The organism is Winogradskyella ursingii (assembly GCF_013403975.1).
In the GTDB taxonomy this organism is placed as follows: Bacteria; Bacteroidota; Bacteroidia; order Flavobacteriales; family Flavobacteriaceae; genus Winogradskyella; species Winogradskyella ursingii.
In genome coordinates this window covers 726,161-745,894 of record NZ_JABFDH010000002.1, presented here as the reverse complement: position 1 = coordinate 745,894, position 19,734 = coordinate 726,161, and the positions used below count along the sequence as shown (strand labels likewise).

At 35.0% G+C, this 19,734-nt stretch carries 18 protein-coding genes; 8 read left to right on the top strand and 10 right to left on the bottom strand.

Features of this window, described 5'->3' with window-relative positions; translation table 11 throughout:
• Window positions 1-69 precede the first annotated feature (69 nt).
• Genes HM983_RS07110 through HM983_RS07100 form a run of 3 tightly spaced genes read right to left on the bottom strand, consistent with a single transcriptional unit; the run spans window position 70 to window position 4,107 of the window.
• The gene (locus tag HM983_RS07110; protein WP_179344688.1) at window positions 70-2,427 is read right to left on the bottom strand and encodes a penicillin-binding protein 1A; all 2,358 of its coding nucleotides are present in this window, start codon (window positions 2,425-2,427) and stop codon (window positions 70-72) included.
• A gap of 2 nt (window positions 2,428-2,429) precedes the next feature.
• A complete protein-coding gene (locus HM983_RS07105; protein WP_179344687.1) occupies window positions 2,430-2,936 on the bottom strand; it encodes a gliding motility lipoprotein GldH in 507 nt (168 codons plus the stop codon).
• Window positions 2,920-4,107 carry a PSP1 domain-containing protein gene (locus tag HM983_RS07100; RefSeq protein ID WP_179344686.1) on the bottom strand — a complete coding sequence of 396 codons (1,188 nt, stop codon included), beginning with the start codon at window positions 4,105-4,107 and terminating at the stop codon, window positions 2,920-2,922. Before HM983_RS07100 ends, HM983_RS07105 begins: the two co-directional genes overlap by 17 nt.
• A 203-nt stretch (window positions 4,108-4,310) precedes the next feature.
• On the opposite strand from HM983_RS07100, the gene HM983_RS07095 reads away from it, so the two are divergent.
• On the top strand, window positions 4,311-5,732 hold the full coding sequence (locus HM983_RS07095) for a peptidoglycan DD-metalloendopeptidase family protein (RefSeq protein ID WP_179344685.1): 1,422 nt from the start codon (window positions 4,311-4,313) through the stop codon (window positions 5,730-5,732).
• Window positions 5,733-5,793: 61 nt separating this feature from the next.
• Here HM983_RS07095 and trhO read toward each other — a convergent pair whose 3' ends face one another.
• On the bottom strand, window positions 5,794-6,864 hold the full coding sequence (gene trhO / locus HM983_RS07090) for an oxygen-dependent tRNA uridine(34) hydroxylase TrhO (protein WP_179344684.1): 1,071 nt from the start codon (window positions 6,862-6,864) through the stop codon (window positions 5,794-5,796).
• 383 nt (window positions 6,865-7,247) lie between these two features.
• On the opposite strand from trhO, the gene recA reads away from it, so the two are divergent.
• The 4 genes from recA to HM983_RS07070 all read left to right on the top strand — a co-directional run bounded on the left by recA (window position 7,248) and on the right by HM983_RS07070 (window position 10,931).
• Window positions 7,248-8,252: a recombinase RecA gene (recA, locus tag HM983_RS07085; protein WP_179344683.1), complete on the top strand. Its 1,005-nt coding sequence runs from the start codon at window positions 7,248-7,250 to the stop codon at window positions 8,250-8,252.
• A gap of 99 nt (window positions 8,253-8,351) precedes the next feature.
• Entirely contained in the window at window positions 8,352-8,762 is a 411-nt protein-coding gene (locus tag HM983_RS07080; RefSeq protein WP_179344682.1) for a hypothetical protein, read from the top strand.
• A 52-nt stretch (window positions 8,763-8,814) separates the two neighbouring features.
• A complete protein-coding gene (locus HM983_RS07075) occupies window positions 8,815-9,360 on the top strand; it encodes an RNA polymerase sigma factor (protein WP_179344681.1) in 546 nt (181 codons plus the stop codon).
• Entirely contained in the window at window positions 9,360-10,931 is a 1,572-nt protein-coding gene (locus HM983_RS07070; protein WP_179344680.1) for a porin family protein, read from the top strand. The genes HM983_RS07075 and HM983_RS07070 overlap by 1 nt, the downstream gene beginning before the upstream one ends.
• Before the next feature lie 91 nt (window positions 10,932-11,022).
• Here the strand turns inward: HM983_RS07070 and HM983_RS07065 are convergent, their stop codons facing one another.
• Window positions 11,023-11,760, bottom strand: coding sequence for a lysophospholipid acyltransferase family protein (locus tag HM983_RS07065; protein ID WP_179344679.1), 738 nt, complete (start codon window positions 11,758-11,760; stop codon window positions 11,023-11,025).
• A gap of 92 nt (window positions 11,761-11,852) precedes the next feature.
• Between HM983_RS07065 and trpS the strand changes: the two genes are divergently transcribed.
• Entirely contained in the window at window positions 11,853-12,821 is a 969-nt protein-coding gene (gene trpS / locus HM983_RS07060; protein ID WP_179344678.1) for a tryptophan--tRNA ligase, read from the top strand.
• 57 nt (window positions 12,822-12,878) lie between these two features.
• Here the strand turns inward: trpS and dprA are convergent, their stop codons facing one another.
• Window positions 12,879-13,982, bottom strand: a complete 1,104-nt coding sequence (dprA, locus tag HM983_RS07055) for a DNA-processing protein DprA (RefSeq protein ID WP_179344677.1) — start codon at window positions 13,980-13,982, stop codon at window positions 12,879-12,881.
• A 107-nt stretch (window positions 13,983-14,089) separates the two neighbouring features.
• On the opposite strand from dprA, the gene HM983_RS07050 reads away from it, so the two are divergent.
• The gene (locus HM983_RS07050) at window positions 14,090-15,031 is read left to right on the top strand and encodes an HU domain-containing protein (RefSeq protein ID WP_179344676.1); all 942 of its coding nucleotides are present in this window, start codon (window positions 14,090-14,092) and stop codon (window positions 15,029-15,031) included.
• Between the two features lie 105 nt (window positions 15,032-15,136).
• Window positions 15,137-15,646, top strand: a complete 510-nt coding sequence (locus HM983_RS07045; RefSeq protein ID WP_179344675.1) for an acyl-CoA thioesterase — start codon at window positions 15,137-15,139, stop codon at window positions 15,644-15,646.
• Here HM983_RS07045 and HM983_RS07040 read toward each other — a convergent pair whose 3' ends face one another.
• The 4 genes from HM983_RS07040 to HM983_RS07025 all read right to left on the bottom strand — a co-directional run bounded on the left by HM983_RS07040 (window position 15,647) and on the right by HM983_RS07025 (window position 19,717).
• Window positions 15,647-16,870, bottom strand: a complete 1,224-nt coding sequence (locus HM983_RS07040; protein ID WP_179344674.1) for a murein hydrolase activator EnvC family protein — start codon at window positions 16,868-16,870, stop codon at window positions 15,647-15,649. It abuts the gene before it with no gap.
• Window positions 16,870-17,661 (bottom strand): DUF4292 domain-containing protein, encoded by a 792-nt coding sequence (locus HM983_RS07035; protein WP_179344673.1) that lies wholly within the window; start codon window positions 17,659-17,661, stop codon window positions 16,870-16,872. Before HM983_RS07035 ends, HM983_RS07040 begins: the two co-directional genes overlap by 1 nt.
• On the bottom strand, window positions 17,662-19,023 hold the full coding sequence (locus HM983_RS07030) for a tetratricopeptide repeat protein (protein WP_179344672.1): 1,362 nt from the start codon (window positions 19,021-19,023) through the stop codon (window positions 17,662-17,664). It lies immediately after the preceding gene.
• A 127-nt stretch (window positions 19,024-19,150) separates the two neighbouring features.
• On the bottom strand, window positions 19,151-19,717 hold the full coding sequence (locus tag HM983_RS07025) for a hypothetical protein (RefSeq protein ID WP_179344671.1): 567 nt from the start codon (window positions 19,715-19,717) through the stop codon (window positions 19,151-19,153).
• Between the last annotated feature and the right edge of the window lie 17 nt (window positions 19,718-19,734).

The window sequence follows — 19,734 nt, the reverse complement described above, 5'->3', positions numbered from 1 at the left end:
CTTAAAAATACAAAACAAAGATTGGAATTTACAGCGAAAGTCCCAAATATGAATCGTGCGAACTTACTTTTAGAAATCCACAACATCTTCAACATCATCTAAATCACTGTCTTCTTCGGATTCGCCATCTTGGATTGTTGCTTCACAATCAATATTTATAGACAGGTCGAGAGGTCTTTCAAAATTATCTTTAGAAACATTTAATTCTTCATCTTCGTAACACAACTTCATATACAAGCCCCAAATCGGAAGCGCCATAGAAGCTCCCTGTCCATATGTTATTGTTTTAAAATGTGCAGCACGATCTTCTGCGCCTACCCAAACACCAGTAACTAAGTTTGGCACCATTCCCATAAACCAACCGTCACTTTGATTTTGAGTAGTTCCTGTTTTTCCAGCTATTGGATTTTTTAGACTGTAAGGATAACCGGTAAGCATTTCCTTTGTGAATTGTTGGTTGGCTCTCCACTCATCAGTTAAGCGTCTTCCGGAGCCAGATTGTACCACCCCTTGCATTAAGTTTACAGTAACATAAGCTACTTCTTCACTTAATACATCTTTACTTTCTGGTGCAAATTGGTAAAGCACCGTACCGTTTTTATCTTCGATACGCGTTACCATAACGGGTTTATTGTAAACTCCTTTATTGGCAAAAGTAGAATAGGCTGCAACCATCTCGTAAACACTAATATCTGGTGTACCTAAAGCTATTGCAGGAACCGGTTCTATATCTTGTTCTATACCCAATTTTTTAGCCATTTCCACCACAGGTTGAGGGCCAATTTCGTTAATTAATCTTGCTGTAATTGTATTTGTAGAATTTGCCAAAGCATCCTTTAAAGTTTGAACACCAGAATAATCACCATCGGAGTTTTTTGTGGTCCATGGTTTTGGATTTCCGAATTTATTCGCTTCGATTGTAATTGGACCTCTGGGGAAAGAATCACATGGAGATAACTGTAATTGGTCAATAGCAGTTGCGTAAACAAATGGCTTGAAAGTTGAACCTACTTGGCGCTTGCCCTGTCTCGCCATGTCGTATTGAAAATGTTTGTAGCTTACTCCACCAACCCATGCCTTTATATGTCCAGTTTGTGGTTCTAAAGACATCATTCCTGTACGCATAAAAGATTTGTAATAGCGCATAGAGTCAATTGGCTTCATAATGGTGTCTACCTCACTTGCTTCGCCATCTATCCATTTAAAAACACGCATTTCTGTGGGTTCGTAAAAAGAAGCCCTAATTTCTTTTTCAGATTTACCTTGATTTTTTAAAATCCTCCATCGCTCACCACGTTTCATAGCGTCATCCATCAATTTTTTGATTTCGGATTTATCCAAATCCAAGAATGGAGCAGTAGGGTTTCTTTTGGGTGTGTTTTGATTATCAAATTCTGCCTGAAGTCTTGGCATGTGCATTGCCACGGCATTTTCCGCATGTTTTTGCATACGAGAATCTATAGTAGTATATACTTTTAAACCATCACTATTAATATCGTACTTACTGCCATCTGGTTTTCTGTTTTTTTCATCTTTCACCCATTCTTTCATAAAACCTCTTAGATATTCTCTGAAGTAGGTCGCTGTACCTTCTTTATGGTTTTCTGGTGAAAAATTTAAATCCAATTCTGTTTTCTGTAGTGAATCTTTTGTGGTTTCATCGATGTAATCGTATTTCGCCATTTGAGCTAACACAACGTTTCGTCTGTTTTTAGTACCTACTGGATTTCTAGAAGGAATAGGGTTATATAAAGATGAATTTTTGAACATACCAACAAGCATAGCAGATTCCTTTATGTTCAATTCATTAGGCTCCTTTCCAAAATATATTCTTGAAGCGGAACGAATACCGTCACCATTGTTTCCAAAATCATAGATATTAAAATACATGGTAATGATTTCCTCTTTAGTATATTGACGCTCTAAACGAATAGCAATGACCCATTCTTTTATTTTTTGTGAGAGCCTCCCAAAAGTGTTCTTTTTAGCTACTCCAACAAATAATTGTCTCGCTACTTGCTGTGAAATTGTACTTGCACCACCCTTACTTCCTAAATTTACGATGGCTCGCAAAGTGCCTCTTGCATCAATACCAGAATGCTCATAATATCTAATGTCTTCAGTAGCAACCAGTGCATTTACTAAGTTTTCTGATAAATCTTCAAAATCAACAGGTGTTCTATTATCGTTAAAATAGAATTTCCCTAAAGTTTCATTGTCAGCTGAAATAATTTCGGTAGCTAAATTGGTTTCAGGATTCTCCATTCTTGTATGGTCTGGCATTTCACCCAAAGCTCCCCAAGACGCCAATAAAAAAAGTAACACCACGGCTAAAATACCACCAAGGAATACCATCCAAAACCATCTAACATATTTGCCAAAATCTGCTGTTTGGGTTTTTGTTTTTGCTGTTTTCTTTTTTGCCATAATTAGTTTTTTGACCCTTGTTCTACTCTAAAGCCTATATCTGTAATTCCTTCTAAATTAACAAGACCATCTATATCACCATTTTTACGCATAGCATGTTGAATGGCCGCAGTGTACTCGCCCTCTTCGGTAAATCTAAAAGGGGTTTTGTAACCTCTGTACCACAATTTGTTTTCCTTAACATCAGAAAAGCCTTCGCCTAATAATTCTCCATTTGGTTTGGCCATTTTGTATTCTAAGGTATCTTTTACAGTTTTGCCATTAGGATAGTTTAATGTCACAATTAAAAAAAGATTGCTATACCTATATGCCGCATTATTTCTAAGGTTTACATAGAGATTATAAGCATTCGTGGTGTCTGGAGCTTTAAAATTAAAGCTTGCAATAGAATCCTTATGCCATTGATTTGGTACCGATTTGTACTCGTCATAAACAGCTTTAGAATCGCAACTTGTGATAAAAAAAAGACAAACCACAATTATTAGTAACCTGCTAATTCTTTTTTGCATTTGGCTTTTGCTTTCTGTTACGGTTTCGATTACGATTTTTCTTATTCCTATTGTTTTTACGTTTCTTATTTGATTTTGGACTATCAAAACGCGTTAAACTATCTTGACCTACAACGTTTTCAAATTCGGTTTTAGTGTCTTGGACGTGCTCTGCCGCATACATTTCTAGACTAGCTACTTTTTCTTTTTTCTTATTTTTTGAAATGATTTCATTGGCTTGGTCTGTAGTAATAACATGCCAATTCATCCATTCACCTTCATAGGCGTACCACATAAGTCCTTTAAAAATATCTGTTTTTTGACAGACCGCTGTACCCTTTTCAGTATATAGTTTTACGTCAGATTTCGGAAATGCCTTTAATGCATCTAAATAGGCATCCAGTTCATAATTGAGACAACATTTTAATTTACCACATTGGCCTGCTAATTTTAATGGATTAAGAGAAAGCTGTTGATAGCGTGCAGCAGATGTGCTCACCGACCTAAAATCTGTAAGCCAAGTTGAACAACATAACTCCCTTCCGCATGAACCAATGCCTCCAAGTCTTGCTGCCTCTTGCCTAAAGCCCACTTGTTTCATTTCAATCCGTGTTCTAAATTCTCGTGCAAAAACTTTAATTAATTCTCTAAAATCTACACGTTCTTCAGCCGTATAATAGAATGTGGCTTTACTGCCATCGCCTTGGTATTCGATATCAGAAATCTTCATTTTTAATCTTAAGTCAATTGCAAACTGTCTTGCTTTGACTTTCATCGTTTCTTCTTTTTCTCGAGAAGCAGACCAAATGTCAATGTCTTTTTGTGAAGCCTTACGATAAATTTTTAAGACGTTTTCTTCGTCTTCCAAATTCACTTTTTTGCGCTTCATTTGCACACGAACCAATTCTCCCGTAAGAGTAACCATCCCGACATCGTGACCAGAAGGTGCTTGTGTGGCAACAATATCGCCAATACCAAGTGTTAAATTTTCTGTGTTTTTGTAGTACTGTTTTCTTCCATTTTTAAAACGCACTTCAACACCTATAAAAGGTTCTTGTCCATTAGGAAGTGACATGTTAGCCAACCAATCAAAAACAGTAAGTTTATTACAGCTGTCGGTGCCGCACGTACCATTGTTTTTGCATCCTTTTGGTTGGCCGTCTTTACCAGTTGAGCAACTGTTGCAAGCCATAAAATTTTGTATATTTAGTCTAGAAGATCTTAAGATTCTAGCTATAGGATTCGTAAATAATTAATGAGTAAAGATAAGATTATTTCTTTAGTTCTCGAAGGTCAAGAAGGATATTAGATTGCGTAAAAATAAATCTCAGATTTTCTTATGCTCACATTTTTTAAGTTTTTCGATTAATTAATAAACCACTAAAATATTTAATTATGAAATCAACAATTACTATCCTATTTGTTACCTTATTTTCAATTAGTTTGTCGACAGCGCAAGACAACTATTTTGAGCCCGAAGGAGGTGAATTTGTTTTTAACGCAGATAAAACGCCATGTTTAACAGACTCTCAAAGAGAAGAGGTTAAATCTAAAATTAAAAGTGGCATAATAGATCTCTCCCAACAAGGCCGATTGGCTTTCAATAAGGCGAATAAAATGCCACACCCTTTATTTATATGGCCAATTAAAAAAAGTAATGGGTCTAATTATAATGATGTTTGGGGAATTTCTAATTATGTAGATCAAAACTCGGCCTATCCAAACCAAGTATTGGATTACAATTGCGAGGGAAGAACTTATGACACTACCGACGGTTATAATCACGCAGGAATCGATGTTTTTAACTGGCCATTTCAATGGAAGCTCATGGATAATGATGAGGTCGAAATAATTGCAGCAGCACCAGGTCAAATTATTGCAAAAGGTGGTTCTCAACCAGACAGAAGTTGTTCGTTGAGTGGTGGAAACTGGAATGCTGTCTACGTACAACATTCAGACGGAAGTGTCGCTTTGTACGGACATATGAAACAAAATTCGCCAACAACTAAAAATGTTGGTGATATGGTAACCGAGGGAGAATATTTAGGTATTGTTGGCAGTTCTGGTAACTCAACGGGGCCACATTTACATTTTGAAGTTTATTCTGAAGTTGAGTTAGGAGGTGTAGGCCAAGATGTTTTGGCAGATCCTTACGCAGGCCCGTGTAACAGTCTTAATACAGACACTTGGTGGCAAACCCAAAAACCTTATGACAATCCAAACATTAATGCGGTACTAACACATAGTGCTCCTCCTCAATTTCCCACTTGCCCAGAACAAGAAGTAACTAATGAAAGTGATGATTTTGACACTTCAGATCCAATTACTTTTGGTCTTTATATGAGAGATCAAATGAGCGGAACGAGTATTAACCTTAGAATTATTAGACCAGACAACTCAATAGTTTACAATTGGAATTTCGCTTTTAATGATGATTATGTTGCCTCTTATTGGTACTGGACTTATTCTGGAATTTACAATATGGACGGTGCATGGAAATGGCAAGCCACCTATCAAGGCCAGACTGTTACGCATACCTTCAATGTTAGTGGTGTCCTTAGTGTCGATAAAGAAAATTTAGAGTCTACTTCAATTTATCCTAACCCTTTTAACGATATAGTTACTATTAATTCTAGAGTTAATATTGAAAGCGCAACCATTGTAGATATAATGGGAAAAACGGTAATAAAAGTTGAAGAAAATTCAAGTATTGGTTTAAAAGAACTAAACCTTTCACAACTTTCTAAAGGTATGTATTTTGCTACTCTAGTGGGTCAAAATAACCAGAGGAAACAAATAAAAATAATTAAAGATTAAAGGTCAAATTGAGCGTAGTTGAAAATTTAAGAGATTCAGCTACGCTCAAAATGATTTAATTTTATTTTGAAGCTTTAAGAGTTTCAAAAATATTTCTCAAATCCTTTTTATACGGTAGATGATCTGCTCTTCCTTTCTTGAAAATATCATTACTATTTCCTTGTCCTTTTCTTAATGCTTTTTGTTCTTCATGCGGAAGCCTATTGATTTCCATACAAGTTGTGGAACAACAATTTTCCATTTTGTCCTTACAGCTTTCACATTGAATAAATAGCAGATGGCAAGCTTCATTAGCGCAATTTGTATGAAGGTCCGCTGGCTCACCACATTGATGACATTGGGCTATGACATCATCGCTTATACGTTCTGACCGTCTTTGGTCAAACACAAAATTTTTGCCAATAAACTTATTGTCCAAACCTTCGGATTCTACCTGTCTTACATAGTTGATGATACCACCTTCTAATTGAAAAACATTTTTAAATCCTTTGTGCTTATAATAGGCACTGGCTTTCTCGCAGCGTATACCGCCAGTGCAATACATTACTAACTTTTTGTCCTCTTTATGCGCTCTTAAATCTTCCTCAATTAAATCCAACGATTCCCTGAAGGTGTCAACATCTGGTGTAATGGCATTTTTAAAATGTCCTATTTCACTTTCGTAATGGTTGCGCATATCCACTAAGACCGTATCTGGGTCTTCAATAAGCTCGTTGAATTGTTTTGCCTCAACATGAACACCTTTGTTTGTAACGTCAAAAGTATTATCGTTTAAGCCATCTGCCACAATTTTATTTCGCACTTTGACTTTCAATTTTAAAAAAGAAAAGTTATCGTGTTCAATGGCAACATTTAATCTTACATTTTCTAAAAATGAAATGGTGTCGAGATGTTTTTTAAATCCATCAAAATTCTCTGCTGGCACAGAAAGTTGTGCATTAATCCCTTCGGTAGCAATATAGATTCTGCCTAGAACGTCAAGCTCATCCCAAGCCAGAAACATGTGGTTTCTAAAAATTTCGGTGTTTTCGATTTTCGCGTACTTGTAGAAAGAGATCGTGAGTCGTTCTTTACCTGCCTCTTCAATAAGAGCAGCTCTTTCCTTAGCACTTAAGTTATTGTACAGTTGCATGCTATACTAATATTTTAAGTTAGAGTTATTTTGAACTGCAAAGGTATTGATTTTGTTAAGATTGACGGTTTTTAGCACAAAAAAAGCACTACATAAGTTGCAGTGCTTTTTTAGATTAACTAAACTAAAACTAATTAAAAGGTTAATCTACATGGGCTTCACAGTTTCATTTTACAAGAATAAAACTGAAACGCCTAAAACTTTAATCGGATTGTTAATACACTTAGATGATGTCTAATCTTAAGATTTCAATCCAATTCATAGCAATTTTTTCCTTTTTCAATCAGTAGATGTAAAAAGTGCAAAATGGTTGCGTCATAAATTTAAAAAAAGTAAAATTAGTGGTATTTTAGCTGTTGCAATAAATTAGAAAAACAGAAGAAATGAGCAGTGAAAAAGACGCAAAATTAAAAGCATTAAAATTAACATTAGATAAATTAGATAAAGCCTACGGAAAGGGTACCGTAATGAAAATGAGCGACCAAGCAATTGTGGATGTCGATTCTATTTCGTCCGGTTCTTTAGGTTTGGATATAGCTTTAGGAGTTGGAGGCTATCCGAGAGGACGTGTAATAGAAATTTACGGACCAGAATCCTCAGGTAAAACTACCCTTACTTTACATGCCATTGCAGAGGCGCAAAAAGCAGGAGGTATTGCGGCATTTATTGATGCTGAACATGCTTTTGATCGCTTTTATGCTGAAAAATTAGGTGTTGATTTAGAAAACCTCATTATTTCCCAACCAGATAATGGAGAGCAAGCATTAGAAATTGCTGATAATTTAATTCGCTCTGGCGCTATTGATATTATTGTCATTGATTCTGTGGCTGCCTTGACGCCAAAAAGCGAGATTGAAGGTGAAATGGGTGACTCAAAAATGGGACTTCATGCACGTTTGATGTCTCAAGCATTAAGAAAATTAACAGGGTCTATAAGTAAAACCAATTGTACCGTTATTTTCATTAATCAATTACGTGAGAAAATAGGAGTTATGTTTGGTAATCCTGAAACGACAACGGGAGGTAATGCACTTAAATTTTACTGTTCGGTACGTTTAGACATTCGTCGATCTACACAAATTAAGGATAGTAATAGTGCCGTACAAGGTAACAAAACACGTGTAAAAGTGGTTAAGAATAAAGTAGCGCCACCATTTAGAACCGCCGAGTTTGACATTATGTATGGAGAAGGAATATCGAAAGTGGGTGAAATTTTAGATATAGCAGTAGAACATGACATTATAAAAAAGAGTGGCTCTTGGTTTAGCTATGGAGATACCAAACTTGGCCAGGGACGTGATGCAGTTAAAGCTTTAATTAAAGAAAATCCGGATTTAATGGACGAACTGGAAGAAAAAGTAAGAACATTAATCAACGATTCTGAATAGAAAGTTAAAAAATCCTGAAAAATCAGGATTTTTTTATTTTTTGACGCAACGCTTTTGAGTTTTGTGCATCTACAAAACAAAAACTCAATTATATTAAATATGAAAAGATACATTTTATTGTTACTCGTTTTGGTAACAACGATGACATCTTGTAGTATAGATGATGAACAAAATTTTTATCTTGAAGTTATTCCAATAGATAGTGTTATAACGCCTGAAGAATTCGTTTTAGGAGAACCTCACGTTATATCCATAACCTATACCAGACCTAACTTCTGTTATGAATTTAATGATTTCTATTACGAAATAGATGGAAACGAAAGAACTGTCGCAGTAGTAAATACTGTATATACCAACGTTAGTTGTATACAAAATACCGAAGCCGTAACTGTAGATCTTAACTTTACGCCTACTAGTAATGAGACCTATATCTTTAAATTTTACAAAGGAGAAGATGACATGGGCCAAGACGAGTATTTTTTAGTTGAAATTCCAGTTGTAAATGAATAAAAACTATTGCTGGCAGTAGTCAGCTTAATTGTTAATTAATCCCTTAGCTAATGTGAGTTTAGAACAACTCATTAAAAATTGTGCAAAACACGATGCTCAAGCGCAAAGCCAGTTATACAAGCAATTTGCAAGTAAATTATTTACGGTTTGTCTTAAGTATTCAAGGAATTATGCAGAGGCAGAAGACAATCTGCACGATGCCTTTATAACTATTTTCAATAAAATAGATCAATATAATCATAAAGGTTCTTTTGAGGGTTGGTTAAAACGAATAGTAATAAATACAGCATTAGGTCGCTATAGAGAAAATGTAAAGGTGTATGACCTAGTTAATGAAGGTAATATTGAAGATGAAACTGTAGATTTAGAAGATGATAACATTAATCTCAATTTTTTGCTCAAAATCATTCAAGAATTGCCAGATCGATATCGATTAATATTTAATTTATACGTGTTAGATGGCTATTCGCATGTTGAGATAAGCGAGTTGATAAATATTTCAACCGGAACCTCAAAATCTAATTTAGCTAGAGCTAGGGCGATATTGAAGGATAAAATTGAAAAATATAAAGCGGTTAAAAAATCGTATTATAATTAATGAAAGACAAGAAACACATAGATAGGATCTTTCAGGAAAAGTTCAAAAATTTTGAAGTTGCTCCAAATGAAGCGGTATGGGATCGTATTAACGAAACTTTAGGTAACAAGAAAAAGAAGCGAAGAATCATTCCTATTTGGTGGCAGTTAGGTGGAGTAGCAGCAGGCATTGTGCTGTTGTTAAGCTTGGGTATCTCTCTTTTCGATTCTAATTCTGGTTTAGATTCTCAAGATTCACCTATTGTAAATACTGATAAAAATAACAACAAAGACAGTGGTAATAGCGACGACAAATCTAATTCAATATCAATAGATGGACAAAATGGCACCAATGATAATTTCAAAAATGAAGGCGTAGCTGAGTCGAACACTGAAGACGGATCTGATAATATAGAGATAAAGGAAAGTGTTTCAAACCAATTAACAAATCCCAACAAAACACCATCGCGTCAAGCTAATCCAATTGTAAATCAATCTTTAAAAAACAAAGAATCAATATCTAAAAATAATGAAGCACTAACTTCAAGTTCAAAGGAAGACAAATCTAAAGTTGCAGTAAATTCAAATTCTTCTAACCCAAACACAAATAATTCTGAAAGCACTAAGCTTATTAAAGCGGATGCAATGAAATCTGAGTTAGAAAAAAACATTAAAAATAATAATGGAGCTGTTACAGAAAATTCCAGTTCCAATAATGATAGTTCAAATGACTCTAACTCCATTAATAATATAGAAGACTCAAGAAAAAACGTTACAGAATCTTTAATTGAGAATATTAAAGAAAAACAATCCATTGAAGAAGCCATAGCAGAAAACACTAACACAATAATTGAAAAAGAAGAAGAAAAACCAAACAGGTGGAGCATTGCACCCAATGTGGCACCTGTTTATTTTAGCTCATTGGGCGAAGGGTCTTCTATAGACCAACAATTTAATACCAATTCTAAAAGGAGCGACATTAATATGAGCTATGGTATTTCTGGTAGTTATGCCATTTCCGAAAAAATTAAGATTCGTACAGGGGTCAATCATGTAAATTTAAGCCATACGACATCGGATGTGCTATCTTTTACTGGTCCATCTTCCACGGCGAGAGGTGTTAATGCACAGTACAATAACATCAATTTTAAAGATGGTATTCAAACCATTTCAATAATGAGTAATAGTACTATAAACAGATCCTCTGTTCCCGAAGTTTTCAACACCCAGAATACTGGAAATATCGATCAGCGCTTTGGTTTTATAGAAGTCCCGCTAGAAATTGAATACCGTTTGTTAAATAAAAAATTTGGTGTTAATGTGATTGGTGGTTTCAGTACGTTTTTCCTAAATAACAATGAGATTTTCGCTGATGTTAACGGCAGCTCCACCTTAATTGGCGAAGCCAATAACATCAATTCAACAAGCTTTAGTGCTAATTTTGGTTTGGGTATGGACTACAACCTCTCAAAACAATGGAATATCAATCTTGAACCAACATTCAAGTACCAATTAAATACATTTAATAATACATCTGGAGATTTTAGACCATTTTTTATTGGTGTGTATACAGGTTTAAGTTTTAAGTTTTAGGTTATGTTTGGTTAAGTGAGTTATTGCAATGCAATTAAGCAATGATGAATGCAATAGCTATAAAAGCCGCTCCTGGTTAGAGCGGCTTTTTTTATTTTGAATCTCTACTCAGCTCATCCCAAATAAGGGATCTCACTTTACTATTCAAATCTTTTGTATCTGCTGTAGTTAGACCGTAAGTTGGAAAAAATTTATGAATTTTAGCTCGCATTCTTCCTGGACTACCACTAAAAAAAGTATAGGAAAAACGTTTCTTATTATCGTAAAATGTAATTGGTACTACAGGAATCTGATGGTTAATCGCAAGTCTAAAAGCACCATCTTTAAATTCATCCAATAATATATATTCTTCTGGAACTCCTCCTTCTGGAAAAATACAAATACTTAATCCTTGCTTGAGCCGTCGTTGCGCCCTAAGAAATACAGCTTGTCTGCTTTTAGCACTTGTTCTATCTACTAAAATACAAGTACGCTTATAGAAAAACCCAAATAAGGGTATTTTGGCCAGTTCCCGCTTACCAACAAAAACAAACGGATTCTTAACAGCAACTAGCATAAGCATAATATCTGCCATAGATGTGTGGTTGGCTACAAACATATAGCTCTTTTTAGGCACTGGTGTTTCAGCCCTAATAATCTTATAATTAAAACCCATCCCAATTAAAATGAATTTGGCCCAAACCCGAGCTAGTTTAAAAAATAAAGGATACCATTCTTCTTTTAGGATAGAAACAATTAAAATTGGAAATAAAACAATAATAGGTAAGGTTACCAAAATGTAGAACCAAATACGGTACAATAGCCAAAAAGGATATTTTAGAAATGCCATGGCATCAAAACTAATTAAATAGTTCTTTTAAAAAAATTATCTTTGTGCTTCGTTTAATTTTATAAAAAATCTCGTTTTCGCGGGAAGTGAACATGGCAAGAATATTAACAGGTATACAAAGTACAGGCACACCACATTTAGGTAACATATTGGGAGCTATTATGCCAGCTATAGACCAGGCAAAGGATAAAGCCAATGAATCCTTTTTTTTTATTGCAGATTTGCATTCGCTGACTCAAATAAAGGACGCAGCAGTTTTGAGAAATAACACCTATTCTACTGCGGCAACATGGTTAGCTTTTGGTTTAGATATTGACAAAACAATATTTTACCGTCAAAGCGATGTTCCTCAAGTTACAGAATTGTCTTGGTATCTCAACTGCTTTTTTCCATTTAAGAGATTAGAGCTAGCACACAGCTTTAAGGACAAAGCAGACCGGTTAGACGATGTCAATGGCGGACTTTTCACTTATCCAATGCTCATGGCTGCCGATATCTTGTTGTATGATGCTGAAATAATTCCGGTTGGAAAAGACCAAGAACAACATATTGAAATGACACGTGATGTCGCTTCACGTTTCCATGCAAAAATGGGCGAAACATTTGTACTGCCAAAAGCAGATATCCAAAAGGACACTATGTTAATTCCTGGAACTGATGGTGCAAAAATGAGTAAGAGTAAAGGCAATATTATTGATATTTTCTTACCTGAAAAAAAACTCAGAAAACAGATTATGTCCATCGCTACCGATAGCACTCCGCTTGAAGCGCCTAAAGATTGGGATACTTGTAACTGTTTTGCTATTTATAGTTTATTAGCTTCAGAAGATCAGATTGTTGAAATGAAAAACAATTATGAAGCTGGGAATTATGGGTACGGCCATGCCAAGCAAGCGTTATTCGAATTGATTTTAGACCGATTTGCTGTACCGCGAGAACGCTATAATTATTATATGAACAATGTTGAGGAAGTTGATGCCGCTCTAGCTAAAGGTGCTGCTAAAGCGAAATTAGTTGCAGATGATGTTTTAAAGCGGGTTCGCGACAAGGTTGGTTATTAAATAGTTTTTACATTTCAAAAGTTCCTTTTAGGGATTTCTCTATGTTTTAAATATTATCTAGATAACCTCAAACAACTTGCCAGGTAAGGGTCGAACAACACCTTTTAGTTCCATATTCAATAAAATTCCTGCAATTTTATAAGTTGGCATTTCGCATTGCAAAGCAATCACATCAAGCAGTTCTTTATTATTGTCTTTCAAAAAGTTATAAATAATTTTTTCATCAGGCTCTAATTCTACGAATAATTGTTTCTGCACAACGGGCTTTGTCTCTGATTCTATCTCCCAGTTAAGTATATAAGGCACATCTAGAGGATTGGATAACAAATGAGCTTTCTGGAATTTTATCAGATTGTTGCAACCCACACTTTGACTGTCTGTGGTTCTTCCTGGTACAGCAAAAACTTCTCGGTCGTAAGAATTGGCTATATCTGCAGTGACCAAACTGCCCCCTTTTTCTGCAGATTCAATGACAATTGTAGCTTCGCTCAACCCAGCTATAATTCTATTTCGTTTCAAAAAGTTATTTCTATCAAAAATATCTGTGCTCCAAAAATCGGTGTAGAACCCTCCGTGATTTTCAATATCTGCTACGTATTTCTTATGAACCTTTGGATAAATTTGATTTAATCCATGCGCCAGGCAACCAATGGTCTGGAGATTGTGTTTTACAGCGGCTTTCTGTGCCGTGATATCTGTGCCGTAGGCAAAACCCGATACGATTATAGGATTAAATTGCGCTAAAGTTTCAACTAATTTTTCACAAAACGCAATTCCTGAGGTTGTAATTTTCCGTGCGCCAACAATACTAATTACGTGCTGTTGCTTTATATTAATGTTTCCCGACTGAAAAAGCACGATTGGTCCATCGACACAATGCTTTAAACGTTCGGGATAACTTTCTTCCGTAAAATAATGCGCTTCAATATTATTTTCTTTGATAAATCGCAATTCTTGTTCGGCTTCTTCAAGATGGATTTTATCAAAGAGCCCTTGAATGGTAACCGTACCTATACCATCTATCTTTAGTAAATTATCTTTCTTTTCTTTTAATACCGCTTCAGCCGAACCGCAGTGATTTATTAATTTTTTAGCAGTAGTCGAACCAATTTTAGGAACGTGTTGCAAGGCTAAAGCATAAATAAGTTGTTGGTCGGTCATTTAAAGTATTGATTTAAAACCTACAAGAAACTAAATATTTCTGATGTTAATAACTAAATACACACAAAGTTTCATCAAATACAAAAATTTTTAACTTTGTTTCACATATGCAGTTAGAGACTTACATTAGCGACCTACTATACAGATACGATTGTGTTACTGTTCCGAACTTTGGGGCATTTTTGGCTAATCGTGTTTCTGCTAAATTGAACGACTCTACGCACACCTTTTATCCTCCAAAAAAGGTATTGTCTTTTAACGAGCAGCTTCAAAATAACGATGGGCTTTTGGCCAATTACATCGCCGAAGTAGAAAAGATACCTTACACCACAGCAACGGATAAGATTGCCAAACAGGTGAAATCCATTAAATCTTATTTGGTAGAAGGGGAAACTATTCAACTTGAAAATATTGGTGAATTACTGTTAAACAAAGACGGAAAGATTCTTTTTGATCCATCACCAGACATCAACTATCTAACTGATGCTTTTGGATTATCTCAGTTTACATCGACCGATGTTAATCGCGAAGTTTATAAAGAAAAGGTCGAAGCTGTTGAGGCATCTGCACCACTAGCATTTACACCAGAAAAACGTTCTAATTATAATTGGTTAAAATATGCTGCTACGGCAGTAATCATATTGGGCATAGCTGGATTTGGAGCTTCTTATTATTACAATGATAAGGTTGAAAACCATAATCAATTGGCTCAAGAAGAAGCCAACTCCCAATTAGACGCTAAGGTTCAAGAGGCAACTTTTGTTATAAGTAATCCACTTCCTGCGGCTACCTTGCCTATTGAAAAACAAATTGGAAATTATCATATCGTTGCTGGTGCCTTTAGAGTTGAAGCTAACTCAGATAAGAAAGTTAACCAATTAAGAGACAAAGGTTACAAAGCCAGAAAAATCGGAAAAAACCGTTTTGGCCTTCATGAAGTGGTCTATTCAAGTTTTGAAAACAGAACTGACGCTCAGCGTGAGCTTTACAAAATTCGTCGTGAGCACAATCGTGATGCTTGGTTATTGATTCGTAAGTTGGATAAGTAATAGAGTCTATAATCAATTTCACGAATTTTTTTTCTTCCATTTATATTCTAAATCTTACAACTACAATCTAAAATCGCTCTATCTTTGCACAAATTTGTAGAATTTATGCAATCGAGAACAGCTTTTCAGTCTAAAACCATAGTTACAGACCTCGTTTTACCAAGTGAAACCAATCCCATAAATAATCTTTTTGGTGGCGAACTTTTAGCGCGAATGGATAGAGCCGCAAGTATTGCTGCAAGACGACACTCTAGACGGATTGTGGTTACAGCTTCTGTGAATCATGTGGCATTTAATAGATCTGTGCCATTAGGGAGCGTTGTGATGATTGAAGCTAAAGTTTCCAGAGCATTCACATCTTCAATGGAAGTTTATATGGATGTGTGGATTGAAGATAGAGAATCTGGCGAATGCGTTAAAGCCAATGAAGCTATTTACACCTTTGTTGCGGTAGATGAAACAGGAAGACCTGTAAAAGTGCCCGAACTTGTTCCTGAAACCGAATTAGAGAAAGAGCGCTTCGATGCCGCTTTAAGACGTAAACAATTAAGTTTGGTTTTGGCTGGAAAAATGCAACCTACTGAGGCTACTGAATTGAAAGCGCTTTTTGAGTAGCTAATTCTTTGCCAGCCACGATTCTGGATTGAGCTTTTGATCGTTTTTATAAATTCTAAAACCTAACATGGTCTCACCAGTGATGTTGTTTGTGAAAACTTCACCAATGGATTGACCAGTTTTAATCTTTTCACCTTTTTTTACAAATATTTTAGACATGTTTGTGTAAATGCTCAAATAATTACCGTGTCTTATCATAATCGCTGGATTTCCGTTTTTAACAATAAGTACTTGAGAGACTTCTCCGTTAAAAATTGATTTTACTTCAGAATTTCTTACTGTCGCAATTTTAATTCCTGGATTATTAACCTCAACTGCATTATCGATTAAAGACCTGCCTTTGCCAAATCTTCCTTTAATTACACCTCTGGAAACTGGCCAACCCAATTTCCCTTTATTGGCTTCAAAATTTGAGGCGAGTTTTTTAGCTTCAGGTGTAAGAACAAACTTTCCTGTTGATGATGAATTACCTGCTTCTTTATTGGATGCCGCAATAGCTTCTCTAATCAAACGGTTAATTTCTCTGTCAATCTTATCAGCTTCCTGCTGTTTCTTTTTAATCTGAGCAGATAATTTGCTCATATTGGATGTAATTGAGCTCATTAATCTTTCACGTTCTTTAAGCTCCTGCTCCAATTCTTGTTTGGCGACTCGATTTTCTTGAATTAATTTTTGTTTGTCTTCGTTCTGTTTAGATAGAGTTACATTTAATTCTTGTAGTTTTTTAGTTTTATCCTTAATAATTTCACCTTGTTCTTTTTGGTAATCTGCATATTGTCTTATATACTGCAATCGTTTGTAAGCTTGTTTAAAATCATTAGACGATAATAAAAACATTATTTTACTTTGCTCAGATTTACTTTTATAGGATTTAACGACCATAGCCGCATAATCTTCTTTTAACTCCTGAAGCTGTGTTCTTAGACTTGTAATTTCATTTTGATTAGCATTAATTTCGCGCGTAAGTAAATTGGCCTGTTCATTTGTTATTCTAATAAGATTTTCTCTTACATTCACTTTATAGTTAAGGTCCTCAATAAGTGTGAAAACAGATTTTTGTTCTTTTTTATTCGAAAAAAGAAGCGCATTAATTTGTTTCATTTCTTTCAGAACCTGCTGACGCTTAGCTTCGAGCGCTTTCTGCTTGTCACTCTGCGCAAAAAGCACCATTGACGACAAGAGCAAGCCAATAAGTAGAGTAAGATGAAAACGCTTTTTTACCATTATTCTATAATTATCTCTTTGTATCCTGAAGGAATATTAAATGGAAATCGGACCTCTTCGTTGAGTGTAACTGATTTAAATTCCATTTTAACCATTACTTGTTCAGAATCTTCCACGGCAGAAATTTGAATATTTTGAGGTAATATCTGCTTATCTACATTTTGATAGCTACTGTAATCTACTTGAAGAAATCTCTTTTCTGATTGTTGTTGCATCTGAAGGCTATCCATTTTAAAATGCGAAGGATTGATCAAGTAGAATAGTTCCAAAAGCACATTTTGTTCTTTTGGTTGAAGCGCATAAGAATTTTGATGCACCGACACCAAATGAGGCTCCTCTTTTAAATCAAAAATCGCCTGACCTAGTAATATATTTTGCACCTTGAAAAAATCTAGTTCTATTCCCACAAAATCACTCAGTAATTTATAATTCCCATCAAAATAAGTATTGTCACTTTTGTTGTAAAATTTTACCTTTTCTGGTGTAATCATCATTCTAGCCAATCCCAGTGGTGCACTTAACCAAATCACTTTGTCCTTTTCCATTCTATAAGAAAAGGTGTAGCCTTGTTCCTTATCCCCATCGATAAGATCTATTTTCACCCGTGACTGCATGGTTTTAAAATTGGCCTCAATTCTTGAGTGCTCTTTTATAACTTGTTTTGCCGTAAGTTTTTCACTGGCTTCTCCCGAGGCAATCACACTTTTGGCAGAGTTGCAACTAAAAACAGAACTTATTACAAGTATCAATACTGAAAATCGAATGAATTTAAAAAATAGAGGTGTCTTCATTTATTGTTGCGCTTTTAGTGCTTGTGCCTTTTTAGCAAACGTTTCAGCTTTAGTATTATTATTAATGCCCTTATATGCGATACTTAATTCCGAATAGAAATCAGCTTGCATTGTTGGATTTTCAACTAAGAAGTCAACTCCCATTTCTAAGTTTTCAATTGCTTTTTTATAATTGTTTAAATTGTTTTGGGCTACACCATTTATCAAATACAAAATAGGCTGTGCAGGATATAATTCTAGTGCTCGCTCACTTTCAGCCGCAGCAGCTTTGTAATTCTGCATTTCCAATTGCAACAAAAGCACGTCTTTAATCAGCTTAAAATCCTTTGGCATTTGTTTTAAAGCTTCCTGAAAATTGGCCAAGGCCTTTACTTTGTCTCCAGCCTTAAGATAATATTGGCCCAGGTTACTATTGGTCTCGGCATCTTTAGTTTTGTCTATCACAGCTGTAATATCAATAAGATCCTTTTCGTATTCTGGGTTTTGGGAAACGAAAGCCACAAAGTCTTTTAATACTTTGGCTTTGGCATCTGGGTTAATTTCTGGGCTCGTAACCGCAATTTTTACCGACTTGATAGCATCTTGGATTTTGTTATCCTGTAAATAAAATTTATAGAGTGCCAAATGAACAAACTGTGATTCGGGTTTAATTTTTAATAGATTTTGTGCTGCTTTATAAGCCGCTTTTTTATCGCCTGTTTGGCTGTATCTATAAATGAGTTTTAAGTGGTTGTCTTCGTTATTTGGATTGTTGGCGATACGTTGCTCCAAATTTTCGATTCGGTCGTCTGCGTTGCCTGTAATACTGTAAATATCGTTTCTCATCGCATCCCGAGTTGGGCTTGTGCCCAACTTTTGATCGAGTTCGTCCAACAGCTCTAATGCCTTGTTGTATTTTTCTTCTCTCACATAAAGTGCTGCCAAATCCTCTTTATAATCAGGATGATATTTTACTAGTTGCTCAATGGTTTTTATAGCTTTTTTGATATCATCTTGTTGATAATAAACCTCATAAAGCTCGTCCAAAAACCACTCATTATCGGGCTGCATATCTATGGCCTTTTTAAGGTTGTCTTCCGCTTCACCGAAATTTTTAAGTTTATTGTAATTCTTCCCCAATTCAAAATAGACAATGGGCAATTTACTATTAAGATTAAGGCATTTTTGAAGCGCATCCACGGCACGTTCATAGTTTTCTATTCCTTTTTGTTTTAACGCTTCAAAGAAATATTCTTGAAATTCATCCTCTTCGTTTCCTAAATCGTCATCTGGTTTTTTATTGAAGTCTACTTGGGAATAGGTAGCCTGCGGAATGATTAGCATTCCGATTAGGATTAGAAATATGTAGGTTTGTTTTTTCATATATAAGACCTTTCGACTGCGCTCAAGGTGACAGAGTAATTTCAAAAATTATTCCGAACTTAATCATTTACAGTAACCTTATTGATAGTTTTAATAACATCGCTGTGATTTACATTGAAATAAAAACTTAAATTCCTGCCTTTCTGACGAGGTATTGTTTTAGTAAATAGCTATTTATTAATTTTTCAGTTATTATTGCGCCCATTACAACCCCAAGAGTTCCAAAAAAGGTTTTACCTGTTAGATTAGTTAAGATAACTCCAAGAGACAAGCCTGAAATTATACCAACAATCAGTATTCCGTGATACTTATAAACCTTCTGTTTTGCTAACCTGATACATTTAATGTTTTTTTTCTTGAAATCAATTTCCTGATTAATGAATTTTTCAAGATTACATATAAATGTTTCAAATAAAGAAGAGAATGCTACTGATGATAAAACCCCATTAGATATAACATCGTATTTAATGATGGCCATTCTATTTTCAATTAATTTAATTTTAATTGTTGTCTCCCAATCTAACGGGTTGAATTTCCAGCCATTCGACAAAGACCATTTTTTTTCAAATACAAACTCGTTTTTGTTGTTTTCTATTTGGTCAAAATTGTAATAATCAAAATAATATTCCAACTTCCTTTTAAACCTAGAAGAATCAGAAAATTCAAACTCAATAATATTATTATAATTGTTCATTTTAAAAAAATGATTTG

What these genes read in the sequence shown, in the direction of transcription:
- dprA (WP_179344677.1), bottom strand. Translation starts at nt 13,982, where the DNA reads ATGACCGACCAACAACTTATTTATGCTTTAGCCTTGCAACACGTTCCT.
- HM983_RS07065 (WP_179344679.1), bottom strand. Translation starts at nt 11,760, where the DNA reads ATGGCATTTCTAAAATATCCTTTTTGGCTATTGTACCGTATTTGGTTC.
- HM983_RS07050 (WP_179344676.1), top strand. Translation starts at nt 14,090, where the DNA reads ATGCAGTTAGAGACTTACATTAGCGACCTACTATACAGATACGATTGT.
- HM983_RS07100 (WP_179344686.1), bottom strand. Translation starts at nt 4,107, where the DNA reads ATGGCTTGCAACAGTTGCTCAACTGGTAAAGACGGCCAACCAAAAGGA.
- HM983_RS07110 (WP_179344688.1), bottom strand. Translation starts at nt 2,427, where the DNA reads ATGGCAAAAAAGAAAACAGCAAAAACAAAAACCCAAACAGCAGATTTT.
- HM983_RS07025 (WP_179344671.1), bottom strand. Translation starts at nt 19,717, where the DNA reads ATGAACAATTATAATAATATTATTGAGTTTGAATTTTCTGATTCTTCT.
- HM983_RS07030 (WP_179344672.1), bottom strand. Translation starts at nt 19,023, where the DNA reads ATGAAAAAACAAACCTACATATTTCTAATCCTAATCGGAATGCTAATC.
- trhO (WP_179344684.1), bottom strand. Translation starts at nt 6,864, where the DNA reads ATGCAACTGTACAATAACTTAAGTGCTAAGGAAAGAGCTGCTCTTATT.
- recA (WP_179344683.1), top strand. Translation starts at nt 7,248, where the DNA reads ATGAGCAGTGAAAAAGACGCAAAATTAAAAGCATTAAAATTAACATTA.
- HM983_RS07070 (WP_179344680.1), top strand. Translation starts at nt 9,360, where the DNA reads ATGAAAGACAAGAAACACATAGATAGGATCTTTCAGGAAAAGTTCAAA.
- HM983_RS07080 (WP_179344682.1), top strand. Translation starts at nt 8,352, where the DNA reads ATGAAAAGATACATTTTATTGTTACTCGTTTTGGTAACAACGATGACA.
- HM983_RS07040 (WP_179344674.1), bottom strand. Translation starts at nt 16,870, where the DNA reads ATGGTAAAAAAGCGTTTTCATCTTACTCTACTTATTGGCTTGCTCTTG.
- HM983_RS07045 (WP_179344675.1), top strand. Translation starts at nt 15,137, where the DNA reads ATGCAATCGAGAACAGCTTTTCAGTCTAAAACCATAGTTACAGACCTC.
- HM983_RS07035 (WP_179344673.1), bottom strand. Translation starts at nt 17,661, where the DNA reads ATGAAGACACCTCTATTTTTTAAATTCATTCGATTTTCAGTATTGATA.
- HM983_RS07095 (WP_179344685.1), top strand. Translation starts at nt 4,311, where the DNA reads ATGAAATCAACAATTACTATCCTATTTGTTACCTTATTTTCAATTAGT.
- trpS (WP_179344678.1), top strand. Translation starts at nt 11,853, where the DNA reads ATGGCAAGAATATTAACAGGTATACAAAGTACAGGCACACCACATTTA.
- HM983_RS07105 (WP_179344687.1), bottom strand. Translation starts at nt 2,936, where the DNA reads ATGCAAAAAAGAATTAGCAGGTTACTAATAATTGTGGTTTGTCTTTTT.